At 69.6% G+C, this 14,486-nt stretch carries 12 protein-coding genes and 5 pseudogenes; 7 read left to right on the top strand and 10 right to left on the bottom strand.

Annotated elements, in window-relative coordinates; translation table 11 throughout:
* The first annotated feature begins 1,383 nt into the window (after positions 1-1,383).
* Positions 1,384-2,955, top strand: a complete 1,572-nt coding sequence (locus tag DRB96_RS22620) for an alpha/beta hydrolase (protein ID WP_112450099.1) — start codon at positions 1,384-1,386, stop codon at positions 2,953-2,955.
* A 283-nt stretch (positions 2,956-3,238) separates the two neighbouring features.
* On the opposite strand, the gene DRB96_RS22610 is transcribed toward DRB96_RS22620, so the two are convergent.
* Positions 3,239-3,421, bottom strand: a complete 183-nt coding sequence (locus DRB96_RS22610) for a hypothetical protein (RefSeq protein ID WP_112450098.1) — start codon at positions 3,419-3,421, stop codon at positions 3,239-3,241.
* Between the two features lie 345 nt (positions 3,422-3,766).
* Between DRB96_RS22610 and DRB96_RS44815 the strand changes: the two are divergent.
* Positions 3,767-3,964, top strand: a pseudogene (locus DRB96_RS44815) (hypothetical protein); the annotation flags it as partial.
* Positions 3,965-4,259: 295 nt separating this feature from the next.
* Positions 4,260-4,457: pseudogene (locus tag DRB96_RS44810) on the top strand (transposase); the annotation flags it as partial.
* Positions 4,458-4,968: 511 nt separating this feature from the next.
* Here the strand turns inward: DRB96_RS44810 and DRB96_RS22600 are convergent.
* Both DRB96_RS22600 and DRB96_RS22595 read right to left on the bottom strand, forming a co-directional pair.
* A pseudogene (locus DRB96_RS22600) lies at positions 4,969-5,286 on the bottom strand (transposase); the annotation flags it as partial.
* A gap of 127 nt (positions 5,287-5,413) precedes the next feature.
* Entirely contained in the window at positions 5,414-6,016 is a 603-nt protein-coding gene (locus tag DRB96_RS22595; protein WP_239516479.1) for a DUF6529 family protein, read from the bottom strand.
* A 765-nt stretch (positions 6,017-6,781) separates the two neighbouring features.
* Here DRB96_RS22595 and DRB96_RS22590 point away from each other — a divergent pair.
* Positions 6,782-6,949: a hypothetical protein gene (locus tag DRB96_RS22590; protein ID WP_239516480.1), complete on the top strand. Its 168-nt coding sequence runs from the start codon at positions 6,782-6,784 to the stop codon at positions 6,947-6,949.
* Between the two features lie 125 nt (positions 6,950-7,074).
* Here the strand turns inward: DRB96_RS22590 and DRB96_RS22585 are convergent, their stop codons facing one another.
* The 4 genes from DRB96_RS22585 to DRB96_RS22570 all read right to left on the bottom strand — a co-directional run bounded on the left by DRB96_RS22585 (position 7,075) and on the right by DRB96_RS22570 (position 9,436).
* Positions 7,075-7,629 carry a hypothetical protein gene (locus DRB96_RS22585; RefSeq protein WP_112450096.1) on the bottom strand — a complete coding sequence of 185 codons (555 nt, stop codon included), beginning with the start codon at positions 7,627-7,629 and terminating at the stop codon, positions 7,075-7,077.
* A gap of 424 nt (positions 7,630-8,053) precedes the next feature.
* Positions 8,054-8,233, bottom strand: a complete 180-nt coding sequence (locus DRB96_RS22580) for a hypothetical protein (protein WP_162688844.1) — start codon at positions 8,231-8,233, stop codon at positions 8,054-8,056.
* A gap of 67 nt (positions 8,234-8,300) precedes the next feature.
* A complete protein-coding gene (locus tag DRB96_RS22575; RefSeq protein WP_112450094.1) occupies positions 8,301-8,600 on the bottom strand; it encodes a hypothetical protein in 300 nt (99 codons plus the stop codon).
* 263 nt (positions 8,601-8,863) lie between these two features.
* Positions 8,864-9,436: a snapalysin family zinc-dependent metalloprotease gene (locus tag DRB96_RS22570; protein WP_112450093.1), complete on the bottom strand. Its 573-nt coding sequence runs from the start codon at positions 9,434-9,436 to the stop codon at positions 8,864-8,866.
* Between the two features lie 408 nt (positions 9,437-9,844).
* Between DRB96_RS22570 and DRB96_RS22565 the strand changes: the two genes are divergently transcribed.
* Both DRB96_RS22565 and DRB96_RS22560 read left to right on the top strand, forming a co-directional pair.
* Positions 9,845-10,315: an RICIN domain-containing protein gene (locus DRB96_RS22565; RefSeq protein ID WP_112453644.1), complete on the top strand. Its 471-nt coding sequence runs from the start codon at positions 9,845-9,847 to the stop codon at positions 10,313-10,315.
* Positions 10,316-10,799: 484 nt separating this feature from the next.
* Positions 10,800-11,141, top strand: a complete 342-nt coding sequence (locus DRB96_RS22560; protein WP_112450092.1) for a DegT/DnrJ/EryC1/StrS family aminotransferase — start codon at positions 10,800-10,802, stop codon at positions 11,139-11,141.
* Positions 11,142-11,354: 213 nt separating this feature from the next.
* On the opposite strand, the pseudogene DRB96_RS22555 reads toward DRB96_RS22560, so the two are convergent.
* The 3 genes and pseudogenes from DRB96_RS22555 to DRB96_RS43860 all read right to left on the bottom strand — a co-directional run.
* A pseudogene (locus tag DRB96_RS22555) lies at positions 11,355-11,576 on the bottom strand (HNH endonuclease); the annotation flags it as partial.
* Between the two features lie 22 nt (positions 11,577-11,598).
* Positions 11,599-12,783 (bottom strand): barstar family protein, encoded by a 1,185-nt coding sequence (locus DRB96_RS22550; RefSeq protein WP_112450091.1) that lies wholly within the window; start codon positions 12,781-12,783, stop codon positions 11,599-11,601.
* Between the two features lie 210 nt (positions 12,784-12,993).
* Positions 12,994-13,431: pseudogene (locus tag DRB96_RS43860) on the bottom strand (hypothetical protein); the annotation flags it as partial.
* 149 nt (positions 13,432-13,580) lie between these two features.
* On the opposite strand from DRB96_RS43860, the gene DRB96_RS22540 reads away from it, so the two are divergent.
* Positions 13,581-14,480 (top strand): hypothetical protein, encoded by a 900-nt coding sequence (locus DRB96_RS22540; protein WP_112450090.1) that lies wholly within the window; start codon positions 13,581-13,583, stop codon positions 14,478-14,480.
* The last annotated feature ends 6 nt before the right edge of the window (positions 14,481-14,486 follow it).

Here is a 14,486-nt window from a genome sequence, read left to right as displayed (position 1 = left end):
GAGCCGGTAGGCCTTGTGGTTGTCGTAGACGAGCACGGGTGATCCGTCGGGGTCGCTTTCCAGACAGCCCCAGGCCAGGGTGTAGATCTCGTCGGGGCGCCGTCCGGTGTCGATGAGGAGTTCGGTCGCCACCCTCGTCTCGGTGTTGCTCATCTCCTCCAGGCGGTCGAGGTGAGCGCACAGGACGCGCATCAGTGGGCCAGTACGGCCTTGCGTTGGACGGTCGCATCGGGGGTAAGGACGGCGGGATGGCGGGTCAGCCAGCCGGTGACCTGCCGGACGGAAGGTGGCGGTAGCAGTGGCGGCGGAGGGGCACTGTCCGGGGCGAGCAGGAGGTAGGACCCGTTGGATCCGCGGGTGGTGATCTCGGTGTGCAAGGCCCGGCCCGTGATCCTGGCCCGAGTTGCTCTCCGCCGCCGACAACCAGCTGCCGGGAGGCAGCACCGCCGACCCAGACAGCCGACTCCTGCTACTGCTGCCGGCACTTGGAGACGACCGCGCCCCAGAAGGCGCGAAAAGCCGCCTCACGACAGCCCTCGCTGCCCGGACAACCGTTGAAGACCCCGAAGGACTCGCTACCGCTCTAGCCGACGGCCAGGGCGCAACAGGACCCTCGCACTGGGCGAACAAGAACGGCGTCCGCGTGGACGACGGCGGGCACTCCTACCGCAACCCGTCCAACGCCTTCGCCCTCACACCGCAAGACCTGGCCCGTGTCTCGGCCGCTTTCCCCATCTGAACTGCGAGCCATCACAAAGACACACGCCAACCCGACCGGCACCAAAACGGCCCTCGACGCGGGCACCGACGGAAAGGGTCCTGTCCTTGGGTCGAGCGATGTTCGTCCTGGTTTCCATTGCGCGGCCGTCGCCCGTGCTCCAAGTGATGACCGGGTAGTACACGGTGGTTCCGACGCTCCGCCTGGTGCTGCCGGCATCCGAGGCCAGCGCGATCCGGCTCTCCTCAAGACGGGTCACCACCCCCTCGCAGTACTGCCCTCCCTCAGCAGGAACCGGGCGCGTCGGATCTTGAGGGAGGCGACGACGCCGATGACCGATCCCGCGGCGGTGAAGACCGATGTGAAGAGCCAGAGGATCCTGGGAAGCAGACACGGGGTCGTCTCGATTCTGGAGCCGAAGAACCCCTGACAGCATGCCAGTGCGGCGATCTCCCCTTGCGGCAGGCGCGTGGCCGGGACGGCCCTCAGCGCAGCCCCGCCGACGGTCTCCTCCCGGAGGAGGAGGCGGGACCGGGCCGCAGGTCCCAGACCAGGGATAAACGGGACCTGGGTCCTCGTGCCCTTGGGCGATGTGCCGTACCAGGGCGGGTTCCTAGCCTCGGGGCATGCGATCACACGAAGCGGACGATGCTCAAGGAGACCCCGTGACCACTGTCAGCCCCGCCGCACGCCGCGCCTTGGCCGTGGGCCTCACCCTCGCCGCCTGCCTCACGTCCTCCCCCGTCCTGGCCACGGCCGCCGAGACCCCCGCCCAGGACAGCTCCGGGGCCGGACTGGACCGGTACTACCACCAACACCTCAACTGGGGCAGCTGCATCAAGGGCCCCGACGACACCACGGGCCGCGATCTGGACCAGGCAGGCGTGCAGTGCGCGGACGTAACCGTGCCCCTGGACTACGCCGACCCCCGGGGGCGCACGATCACCGTGGCGATCTCCCGGCTCAAGGCCACCGACGCCCGCCACCGCATCGGCGCGATCCTCCTCAACAACGGCGGTCCGGGCGGTCCCGCGCTCCAGTCCCCGCCGCAGGCCCGCGCGTCGATGAAGGAGGTCGGCGCGCGCTACGACATCGTCGGCTTCGACCCGCGCTTCATCGGGCGCAGCACCGCGCTGGACTGCGGCTTGCCCGTCGGCATGACCTGGCTGTCCGCCGGCACCGGCCGGGCGGGCTTCGACCGCCAGGTCGCCCTGCAGAAGAGCCTGGCCGACAAGTGCCGGGCCACCGATGCCGCGGTGCTCCCCCACATCACCACCCGCAACACGGCCCGCGACATGGACGTCATCCGCGGCACGCTCGGCGAGCGGAAGATCTCCTTCCTGGGCTACTCGTACGGCACCTACCTGGGCACGGTCTACACGCAGATGTTCCCCGGCCGCCACGACCGGATGGTGCTGGACGGGGCGATCAACCCGAGCGACTACCGCCCCCGGCTACTGAAGGGCACCGAACGCGAGAACGAGAAGGCGCTGTCCGACTGGGCCGCCTGGGCCGCGGAGCACCACGACGCCTACGGCCTCGGCCGCAGCCGCGCCGAGGTGCTCGCCGCCGTCGACCGCATCGTCGCGGCGGCCGCGCGCGGTCCGCTGACCATCGGCGCCGGCGCCGATGCCTTCCGGATCGACGACAGCCAGGTGCCGCTCCTCCTCTTCTCGGGCATCGCGGACGACACCGCCCCGGCGCGGGCGTCGTTCGGCGAGCTGCTTTCCGTACTGGCCAAAGCCGCGGAGGGCCGGCCGACGACGGTGCCGCCGATGCTCGTCCCGGAGCTCCGGTACGTGCTGCGCGGTGAGGGCGAGCCCACCGGCGCGCAGTCCGCCGTGATCTGCGGGGACGTGGCCGCCGCGCGCGATCCCGAGCTCTACTGGCGGGACATCGAGCGCAACCGCACCGCGCACCCGCTGTTCGGCGCTCTGACCAACAACATCAACCCGTGCGCCTTCTGGGACTCGCCGCGCGAAGAGCCCACCCGGGTGCGGCGCGATGCCCCTGCACTGATCGTCGCCGCCACCGGTGACCCGCGTACGACGTACAAGGGAAGCGTCGAGCTGCACAAGCAGCTGCCGAGCTCCAGGCTGGTCACCCTCGAGGGCGCCAACCGGCACGCCCTCTTCGGGCGCTACGGCAACGCGTGCGTGGACGACCAGGTCAACCGGTACCTGGCCACCGGCAAGCTGCCGGCGAGGGACCAGACCTGCGTCAAGCAGGCGGGGTAGCGGCCCGCGGTTCGCGTTCCGAGTGCGCGGGCCAGCGGCATTCTGATGTTGTTCGTCGCGGTCTTGGCGAACACCGACTTGAGGTGGTCCTGCACGGTGTGCTCGGAGACGAACATCTGGCGGGCCACCGTGTGGCTGTCCGGCCCTTCACCAGATGGCTGTCACCGAGAAGATCCAGCGAGACGCTCTCGCGTCGCCCTGACTAGATCTGAGGTTAGATCGGCCCCGCCGAGCCTCATTGATCCGGAGGCTCGGCAGGGCCGATCTGTAGGGTCGAGCCGCCTCAGGACTCGCTGATGCTGCTGAGGAAAATGACGGTTCCAGCGAAGGAAACCACTGCAGTACCAGCCGCGACAGCCGGATCGAAGCGCCAGGTCCAGATGCCGGCCGCAGCCGCGACGATCACGCCGCCGAAAAGGATGAGGGTGGATCGCAGGGACACGATCGGCCCACCAGGCGTGGTCACGCGGCGGCTCCCGGGTTCTTGCCGGGTGCCGGGCGCATCCAGTCCACGAGGTCGTACTTGTGGACTCGGGTGTATCCCAGCGGGGTCAGCGGCTCGGACCTGAATGCGATCTCTCGCTTTCACGTCAGTACGCGACCTGGGCGTCTCACTTGGCTGCGTCAGTGACAACTGGGGTCCGGCACAGATCTTGGGGAGTCGTCGCGGAGAGTGATGGCCGTGTTCGAGTGGGGCGTAGTGCGCCGGTGTGCCCGGTCGCTGTGACGCGCCTGGCGGCCGCAGGGTGACGCTCCATCAGCTAAGGGTTCGGGTCGTGACGGGCAGAGGCGTGCGCGCGGATGGTCGGGCATGGACCTCGGAGATTCCTGCTGGCCCTCGCTCGCGTTCGCCGGCCTGGACGGCGGACTCGTCATCAGAGCTGTCCGGTCGTCACTGGGGCTGGTGTTCATCACGGGGTGGGGCCGGGCGGCGAGTGAGGATTGCCCGGACTGCGGGCGGTGTGGCGAGCGTGTCCACGACCGTTATCACCGGCGGGTGCAGGACCTTCCGATGGGTGGTCAGCCCGTGGTGATCACGCTGCTGGTACGCCGTTTCATCTGTGACAACGCTCGTTGTGAGCGTCGGACCTTCGCCGAGCGCTTTACTCAGCTGACCACTCCGTACGCACGCTGCACGCGGCGACTGGGCACCTGGTTGGAGGTGATCGGGCTCGCCCTCGCCGGCCGGGCCGGATCCCGGCTCGCGAACTCCTTCGGCATCGCGGCGGGCCGCATGACGTTCCTTCGGCGGGTGCTGGCTCTACCTGACCCCGAGGCCGAGGTGCCACGGGTCCTCGGCGTCGATGATTTCCACCCGGCGTGGGGCCACGTACGCCACTGTGATCACCAATGGCGAGACGCACCAGGTCATCGACGTGCTGCCGGGCCGCGAGGCAGGTCCTCTGGCCGCCTGGCTGGCCGCGCATCCGGGTGTGGAAGTGATCTGCCGGGACCGGGCCGGGGCCTACGCGGAAGGCTCACGGCTCGGCGCCCCGGATGCGGTCCATGTTACCGACCGCTTCCATCTCTGGCAGGGACTCGGCCGGGCGGTGGAGAAGACCGTCGGAGCACACCGCTCCTGCCTCCAGGCACCGGTCCCGGCGCCGTCGACGCCGGCGGACGACACGGAGCCGACGGCTGGGCCGGATCCCACAGGGCCGCGAGCAGAACGCAAACGGGCCGCCCACGCCCAGGTCCACGAACTGATGGCTCAGGGGCACGGTCTCCGGGCGATCGCCCGGCACCTCGCCTGGGGCCGGAAAACGGTGATGCGATACGCGCACGCCGCCCGCTGGCAGGAGACGTTCGTCGGCATGCCTCCGCGTCCGAGCAAACTTGATCCCTACAAGCCATACCTGCAACGGCGCTGGGCAGAGGGGTGCACGAACGCCCCGGCCCTACATCGCGAGATCGCCGGACGCGGCTACCCCGACGGATACGCCTCCGTCCGCGACTACCTCGCGGCCTTCCGCCCCGCACCCGGAACTCCGGCGCCCGGACCGCCGAGCCCTTGCGTTCGTAGCGGCGGTGGAGCCGACGGCAGCCGGCGAGCCAGGACACGGTCCGTTCGACAACCCAGCGGTGGCGGCCGAGCCGTTGTGAGGAGTCGATGCCCTTGCGGGCGGTGCGGTGGCGGATGCCGCGTTTGCGGAGCCATCGACGCAGGTGGTTGTAGTCGTAGCCCTTGCCTCCGTGGAGCTTGCCGGGGCGCCGTCGACGAGGTCCTCGTCGAGACCGGATCGGCGGGATGCCCCGCACGAGCGGTTCAAGACCGAGGCTGTCGTGCATGTTCGCACCGGAAATCCCCAGCGAGAGCGGCAGCCCCTTCGCTCTCTTCGCCCTCGGCCGCCACGACGTACACGACCGGCTGCGCGCGGTCTATACCGCGCCGAGGGGCCGCTGCCGAGGAGCGTCATCCGATAGGCCCTGCTCTACGGCGCTCGTCCGATCGTCACATCTACCCCGGTGGCAGGTGGTGGTGTCCGAGCGACAGCACCGGCACGCTGTCTCCGTTGAAGTGCCACAGCGCACTCGTGTACCAGAGGACCACCACGACGACCACCAGCGCGCCCCCGGCCAGTGGCAGGGCCCAGCCCGGCAGGCGACGGCTCTGCACCAGCAGGACCTTGGCGGCGAACGCCCCGTAGAAGAAGCAGCCCGCGATCGAGTGCACTGCGACACGCGAGCCGGTCAGCTGCACGCCATACGCCTGAACGCAGTGCACCGCGATCGGGACGGTGAGGGCGAACAGGACCACACCGACGATCCGGTGGGTGATCGGCACCGGGCCCGGCACCCGGCGCACCCCGGGCAGCCGACGGTACATCCACAGCGCCAGCAGCAGCTGGAGAGCGGCCAGCCCCAGGACGCCGGTGGCGAGCTGTGCCTTGAGACGCACGGCATCGGCGTCCGCCTGGCCGAACAGTGTCGCGGTGTAGTCCGGAGTGTTCGCCCGGCCGAACAGGAAGACGGCGACGAAGACCGCGGCGGCAGCCGCGAACGCCAGTGCGAGAGCGAGCCTGGCTTCCGGGCGGCGCAGAGCGGGCCGGGCGTGCGACATGGTGTCCTCGTCTCGGAACGCTGAGGTTGGCGGTTTGCCATCCCTTCTACTCGCCTGGTGCGGCAGATGGCGGCCGACGCGGCCGTAGCGACCTCGACTACTCGTTGGCGCGGCCGAAGCACGCGGCGTGGGCGGCGTCGATCTCGACGAACGCCATCTGTCCCGCCAGGCATCAGGGGTGGGCCCTGTAGGGGCATCTGGGCCCGAAGTCACGCGAGAGCCAAACGACCTTCGAGTGCACCGCCTGCGGACCCCGCATGGATCACGCGGGTCCAGCACCCCGCGAGCCATTCCAGTAGGCTCGGGATCTCCTCGGGCCGGGACTCGGACTGCTGGCGGAGTTGGTCAAGAGCAGGCGGGATCGGCGATGTTGCGTCGGCAGGCAGGGTCTTCCACTCGGATCACGGGGCGTCGAGAACTCCATGATCTTGGAAGCCGTGCCTGTCACGTTCCCAGGGCCGCCTATCCGACAGACCGTCACGAACCGGACGTCACACGACTACACCGAAGCCCTGGGCGCCGCCGTTGTCGGGGATAAGCGAAACTGCACAATGCTCAACCAACCTGCGCAACCGCACACGGGATGACGAACACTGCAGGTCAGACGACTAACGAGGCCCAGTCTCTGCGCAGATTCAGTGAGCCGCCCCATCGCGAAACCGCTCACCCAAACTGCACAACCCAAGGTCAGCAGCATAACGACTGCTCAGTTTCACTGACCAGCGACAACAGTCTCTGGATGCAGGCGCCCCCAGCGTAGCGGGGGTGGACTGGGTTGATGTCGTCACCGAACTCTCCCCCGGCTTCCAGATCATCGTCAGCGACCACGCCGACCTGCCCCATCCCTGGTACCAGAACTCCATCCGCTACAACGGGTGCGGCGGCGAAGAGCTCATCCCCACCGCCTGGCTCGCCATCAACCCCACCTCGTAGCCGCCGCCGCATCCTGGGAACCAGTGAAACTGCGCAGTGCTCAACCAACCTGCGCGTGCACGACCTGTGACTGCACGCGGGTGTGACTGAGCGCCCTGCACGGCCGCTTTGGCTGTGCAGGGCGCTCAGGCTGGTGCCGGTGCTTGCCGGTGAGGTCTAGTTCTTGCGGTCCAGGCGTTCAGCAGCCAGGATCCGAGCTCGCTGGTGATCAGCTGGCCCCCCGGGTTGGCGGCACCCTTCTTGCCTTCGTCGAAGGGGCTGTACTCGGGCGGGTCGACGACCATTTCGCTTGTGAAGTCGGCGCTGACCAGCCCGATCTTGAGAGGCCTGATCGGCCAGTCGCGCAGCCTCTTCAGCTCTTCGCCCTCCTCCTGAGAGGGCACCGTTCCGTTGTAGGAGAAGTAGCGCTCGACCTGGTGATTCTCGTTACGGGCCTCGAAACTTGCGAGGGCGTATCGGGCCACCAGTGCGCCTCGGCCGATGCCGCCCACGGTCATCGTGTTGTCGCCACCGATGTGCTCGGCGATCACCTTGCGAATGGCGTAGGTGACCGTGTTCGCCTGGCCGGCGAGGCTGGTGCCGGCGTTGTAGCCGACCAGGATCAGGTCATACCGATACGCTCGCGCGGCAAGGAGGAACGAGTAGGGGTCGGCGTCGAGGCTGGCTTCGAATGCGGCCAAGTCCGTAGCGCCCGTTCCTCCCTCGTGAGCCAACGAGCGGCTTGGTGATGCCGTTCTCCCTCGCGGGAAATACCCGCGCGGTTCCAGAGTCCAATTTCCATTCCTGGACCGATGCCATGGCTCCCCCAAAGATGATGATGTGGGCGTCCCGTGGACACACGTGATGCTTCGCCCCGCCAAGCCTGAAGCCCCCACCGTCTTTACAAAATCGAACACGGCGTAATGGCCTAAAGGCGCACGCGAGGCTGGATAGACGGCGCGGGGAGCCCCAGGCGGCCGCAACATGGTCGAGCTGATCACCAGCGCGCAGGACCCGGCGGAACCCGGCACACGGTCATGGTTGGCGGGTAGCCCCTTGACCGCCAACGATTCATAGGAGGTCAAGGGGTTGCCCGTCTTCACATGCACGGGTCCTTCCCGGAGTTCAGCCCTGGGCAAGCCGTGACGGGGGCTTGCCCAGGTCCGCCGCGGCTTGCGGAAGGTGCAGGGCGCCCGAGCGCCACACACTGCTGCCCAGCACCACGGCCCCGGCCAGCACAGTCAAGGCCAGGACCACGACCTCGTACCCGGACCACTGCGCCCACCAGCCTGCCGCAGCCAGCACCGTCCCCGCCAACGCACCGCCACCGGCTCGGCGCTGCCTGCCCGTCATCACCAACCGCGTCCCTCCCTCAGCTCTCTCCGGTCAGGCGCCGGGCCCGGTGGCCGCCTCGCGGGCGGCGTGCCGCTGGACTTCCGCCGAGGGCGCCACCAGCGGCCCGGCCGGAGGGGGCGAGCTGCGGCCGGTACACGGCGCCCCGGTACAAGATGGCCACGGCGGCCGTGCCGCCCAGCACCGTCAGGGTGAAGCCGGCCTGCACCAGACGCCAGGCGGCCGCGGGCAACACTCCGGCCAGCAGCAGGCCCCGGGCAGCGATCCGGACCCGGCCCGACAGCGCCCACCACACCGCCCGTACCCGGTCCCCGCGCACGCCCGGATCCCCCGCCGTCCGGGTGCGGGAGCCGCCGCCGTCACCGCGTACGCCTCGCGCGCCTTGGCCCGTGCAGCCTGCTGCCGCTGGGCGGCGACGACGGCTTCGGCCTATGCCGCGTTCCGTTACCCAGGCCAACTCATCCCGGTGAAGCGCCCCAAGCTGCATCCCGATGAAAGCGCGGCAGTGGACCGGCACGGCGGCCCTCCGGGAGTCCCGTCCCCGCCACGGCCCCGCACCGGCCCACCCGTCGACCCCGACGGTCAGGGGGCGTCGATGAGTACCCTGCCGTCGGTCGGCACGGTTGCCGCGAGTCCGTTCGCGTACGCGTTCTGCACGCGGGACCGCTCGGTCGCGTTGGGCACGGCGTTGGTGCAGGCCGTCCCGGGGCTGGACCCGGACATCAGCTGGGAGCACGGCCCCGGCTTGGTGTCCGGGAGGCCCAGGCTGTGGCCCAGCTCGTGCGCAGCGATGCGCGTCTTGTCGTACCCCTGGCTCACAGCCTGCGCGCCGAGTTCGACTCGTACCTGTCGTCCGGGACGGACCGGACCGAGGGTGGCCTGCGGCCAGCCGGTGGTGGCCACGATGACGATCTCGGCCCGGACCCCGGGCGCGGCCTCCACCAGCCGAACGTTGCTGACGTTCGCGTTCCAGGAAGCGACCCCGGCCGTGATGGCCGCTTCCCAACCGCCGGCCCGACTGTCGTCGTAACGGAGCGTCACTATCGCTGCGGAGGCGTCCGGTATGGGCGCGGGTGCCGCCGTCGCGCCGGGTGCCGCCGCGAGAACCATTGCGGCGGCGGATGCGCCTGCTTTCAGCCAGGTGCCCAGAGACATGGTCGTCTTCCTTCATGCGTGGGGGGACCCGGCCCCTCGGCGGAACCGGGGCACTGGAGACGCCGTCACCGCCCGCCGGTGGCCCGCATGTTCGGACAGCCGCCCCTCCGGAGCCCTAAGAAGGTAGCCCCGCACCCCATCAACCCGTCATGCACCTGCCAGCCAATTCCGGCAGGCACTCCAGCCGATGCCCGGTCAGCGGGCGCCACCATCCAGGGGCCTCGCGCGGCCCGCTCGGCAAGCGGGCACGGATAAACGCTGTCAGTTGAAGTGAACGAAGCCACCGGGGCCTGACAGTTGAGCCTTGGGTAAGATCATCCAGGTTCAATTATTTTGTAACAGGAGCTCAGGGGGACGAAGTTGAAGACGTCATCGAGATTTCTTGCTGTGGGGGCATCGGCTGCGGTGATGGTGCTGGCGGCAACGGGAGTCGGCCATGCCGAACCCGTAAACGAGCCCCTCGCGGCAGCGGAGCTGCTGATCAATAGCTCGGGCAAGTGTCTGGAAATAGAGAACTCCAGCACAGCCAACGGAGCGAAGGCCCAGCAGTGGACGTGTGTCGGCCAAAGCGGGGCTTACTGGAAGACTGTTCCCGCCGGTTCCCCCGCCGAATTCTGGATCGTCAACGCGAAGAGCGGCAAGTGCCTTGAGGTCGAGAACGGCTGGAAGCACAACGGCGCGCCCGTACAGCAGTGGACCTGCACCCCTGGGGTGAAGCACCAGCTTTGGATGGGGGCCGGTCCCAGGCCTGGCGGCGCCGCCATTATGAACAGCGGAACCGGCAAGTTCCTTGAAGTGGAGAACTCCAGCGGGGCGAACGGCGCACGGGTCCAGCACTGGCAGTACGCCCAGGTGAGCGGTCAGGCTTGGCGCGACTAGACACCTCTCGGATCGCAGTAAATGCCGGCCGCCGACAGACTCCCGATCCAGGCGACCGGCAGCAGTGAGGGTCGGAGTGCCGTGGGAGTTCTTCAGTTCTGCGCGTGGGACTTCGCAGCAGAAGACCCATCGTGGTTGCTGATGCACGGCATCGCTGCGGCCGGTTCCGGCTTGTGCCCACCCCCCGTGGCGGCACGTCCTGCCGGAGCGGGTTCTTCCTTTGCCCCGCAGGGGCGGGCCCCGGCGCGAAGCACCTTCAAAGGGGCCCGGGAGCGAAGCGACTTGCCCGAAGGGTAGGTCTTCTGCCCGCCCGTGCCCGAAGGGCACACAGGGGGCGGGCCAGCCCGCAGGGCTGTCCATTGCCCCCCGCAATCAGGCATACAAGAGGGGCGGCAATCTGCCGCCCCTCTTCACCTGTTCGGCCGTCCGGCCCGCGTCTCACAGCTCCCACCCCGGGGCCACCGCGCCCGTCAGCACGGCGGCCATGTCGCCCCAGGTGCAATCTGTGCTGGCGCACGCGCCCGGCGATGCCGAACGGCGGCCACACACGTACTACAAGTACCCCCTGACGATGCCCGACGCCACCTCTGCCGCCTCCCTCATGACCCACCTGGGCCGAGCCGGCATCTCAACGGAGCAGGTCTACCCGCATGCCGTCCCCCACCAGCCGGCGCTGCGCGAGATCACCCACCGCACCACCGACATCGCTGTCACCCTGGACCTCCTCCCGCGCACCGTGTGCCTGCCGCTGGCTCCCGAACTCACCGACGAGGAAGCCGACCGCGTCATCCAGGCAGTCCACGACTTCCAAGCCGCAACGGTCTGATCCCGGCCCGTCCGCATGCGGGCACGCCCCCGCCTCTCCTGTGCCGGAGGCGAGGTTCGCAGGATTCGCCCGCGCCAGGTCCAGTGCCCATTCCCACAGTTGCATCGGATGCGACATCGTGCCCTCGGAGCGGCGTCGCCGCGGAACGGCATCCGAGGCTCACCCCAAAGCGCCGAGCATTCCGTCGCTGGTCAGGTGATCTGTGTGGGCGGGTCACAACGCGTTCTCGCGGACGACGTTGATGCTCGGGCAGTCCTCCGCGACCCCGAGCAGGGCCTGGCGCTCGGCGTCGTCGGCGACGAGGTTCCAGCGCAGCTTCGTGGCGGTCCGCTGGGCGGCGTACTCGCAGGGGTAACCGCCGGCCGGGGGAAGCCACTGCGCCGGAGCCGTGTCGGCCTCGGACCGGTTCGACTTCGCTGTGACCGCGATCAGCGTGGTCCCATCAGAGTGGTGCGATTCACCGGAGGACAACGGTGACGCCGTGGCTCTCGAGGAGTTGCAGGGCTTCCTCGAAGTAGGTGAGCTTTCCGCCTTGGTCCAGGGTGAAGTTCAATGCATGGCGAGCGATGTCGGCGTCGTGCCACATCAGGGTGAAGGGCCCGATGACGCCGCGTCGGCCGCCCAGGCAGTCATTGAGATCGTCGAGCCCTCGGCCGAACCAGCGGCCGGGACCGATGAGTGCTTCGCCCAGCGCGCAATAGAGGCCGGGCTTGTCGGTGATGAATCGTCCGTCAAGGTGATGGGTTCCCCCGGCGCGATCCGGCTCGCCGCCTGGATGAGGGCGTATCAGGTCGAGCCACTCAGCTCGGCCCCGCGTGTCCAGTGAGGACCACTGGTTGGGTGTCGTCGGGAAGCCCTGGTACCAGGTTTCCCAGATGCGTCGGGCAGCGAGCGAGGGTCGATCGTCGTCCCCGCCGTCTGCGAGCGTGATGTCGACCAAGGACCCGCCCAGCACGGACGGACTGACCTTGGCGATCTCCAGACGGACCCCGTGGGACCCCATCTCCCGCCCGAACCGGTCCAGTGCCACCAGTACCCCCCACTCCTGGATACAGGCTTGCGGGTTGCGCACGGCAGCGAGCAGCCGCTCCCCGGGCTCGCACCCAATGAGCTGCAAGGGGATGTCCGGGCCGACCTCGCGCGGGGCGACGAGACCATCGATGCCGAGGCATTCGCCGACAGGCCCGCCCCTGTAGTCCTCTTCTGCAATCGCGAAGCGTGGAGCGGCAGGCATGGTGCCGGGGCCGGCGCCGGGCCAGACCTCGCTGTGTTCGACCACGCCAGTGCCGAGGACGAGGTCGACGAGGTCCGGATCGGTCGCGTTGGGCGAGTACGAGATGGCGACCGTGTCCACCAGGGTCCACGCGAACTGAGGGCGGTTCTCATCTGAGATGGTGACTTCCAGATTGCCCAAAGACCGCGTGGACTCGTCGGGAAAGGCGAGCACATCGTGCCATGGCCCTGCGGGCGTGCACCCGCGCAGAGTCAGGAGTTCACGTGGCGGCGGCACCGGGTCGACGAACAGTCCCTCCACATCGGCGCACCGCCCCCAGAAGTCGCGCTCAAGGTCAGCATCCTGGCGGGTCAGAAGAAATCTGACCGGAAAGATGTGATCCCACGTGGCATGGTCCTCGACCCGCACGAAGTCTCCGAACAGCTGATCCGACTTGACGGGTCAACGATACGGAGCAACGTTCCCCAGCCCGACGGAAGGGGGTCTGTCGAACAAACGGCTCTGTCTCACATTCGGTGGTGATGCTGAGTGCTGGCGGGTCGTTGACATCGGTGTGATGGATGTCAACGAGCGTGTGCAGATGGCGTTTCCTTTTGCAGACACCCGCCGTCCCGGCCCTCACCGTTCCGGTTGCCATGCCGCCGCACACAGCGAGGTCTCGGCCGCCTCGGTGTACAGGGCCGCGCTCAGCCAGGCGCGGGCGAAGTCGGTCGGGTCGGCGGGGAGCAGGCGGCCGAAGGGGTCGCGGGCGCGCCGGGTGGCGGTGCGTTGCAGTTCGGCCAGGAGATCGGCGGCGGTGGGGAGGGCCGCGGCCGGGGGGTGTTCGCCTCGCGCTTCGAGGGCGGCGGCGGCGATCAGGACCCGCGTGCGATCGACACCCGCAGCCATCACCACGTCGATGACGACCGGTTCGTTGCGGGTGATCGTGCCGGTCTTGTCGATGGCGACAGCCCGGACGCTGCCGAGCGCCGCGACGGCCGCGCCCCCCTTGATCAGTACGCCGGCCTTGGAGGCCGCGCCGACGGCGGCGACCACGGCGATGGGCACGGACAGGGCGCGAGCAGCAGCGCGCCGCGCCCGGACGGCTCGGCGCGCTGCTGCTCGCCGCCGCGGCCGCCGTCCTGCTCCACACGGCGGCGGCCTTCCCGGCCGCCGCCGACGAGCCCGGCTGGACGGCCGAGCCCGTCGCCGGCGGCGCGCCCGCGGTGGCGCCCAGGGCCGGGGCCCGCCCGTACTTCTACCTCTCCGGCACCTCCGGCGCCGTGCTGGAGGACCGCCTCGCCCTGGACAACACCAGCGACCGGGAGCACACCGTCACCCTGCGCGGGGCCGACGCCTACAACACGGCGGACGGCGCCTTCGCGGTGCGCTCCGCCAAGCCCGCAGCCGGAGGCGGCTCGGAAGGGCCCGTCACCGGCGCGGGCCTCTGGATCAGCTTCGGCGCGGGCACCACGGTCAAGGTCCCGGCGCACACCCGCGCGGTGGTCCCCTTCACCGTCACCGTGCCGCCGGGCTCACCGCCCGGTGACCACCCGGCCGCCGTGGTCGCCACCGAGGCCGGCCGCGAGGTGGGCGTACGGGTCCACCTGCGGGTCGGCGGCCCGGCGCTGGCGGCCCTCACCGTCGAGGACGTCTCCGTACGCGGCAAGGGCGCGTCCGCGCGCGTGGCCTACACCCTGGTCAACCGCGGCAACGTGACCCTCGCGCCCGAGCTGTCCATCCGCGCCCGGGGCACCTTCGGCGAGGTCGCGGGCCGCAGCGCCCGCACCCTGCCCGTCGAGGTGCTCCCCGGCCAGCGGGTGGAGCTGAGCGAACCCTGGCCCGGCGCCCCGGTCTTCGACCGGGTCGCCCTCGACCTCACCGTCACCGCCCCCGGCGGCGCCCGCGCCACGGGGAGCGCCTCGGCGTGGTTCGTTCCCTGGGGGATCGCGGGCTGGACCGGCCTGGGGCTGCTCGGCCTCGGCGGAACCGCCGCGGCCGCGCTGCTGCTCGCGCGCAAACGGCGGTCCCGGGCCGGCGACCGGCACGGGACACGCCCGCACGGAAGCGCCGTACCCGAACAAGCCCCAGCACCGGACCACGAGTTGACGGGAGCAACCAGGTGAGCGCCA

Source organism: Streptomyces sp. ICC1 (genome assembly GCF_003287935.1).
GTDB lineage: Bacteria > Actinomycetota > Actinomycetes > Streptomycetales > Streptomycetaceae > Streptomyces > Streptomyces tritrimontium.
The sequence above is the reverse complement of the archived record's forward strand: the minus strand, read 5'-3'. Positions and strand labels throughout refer to the sequence as shown.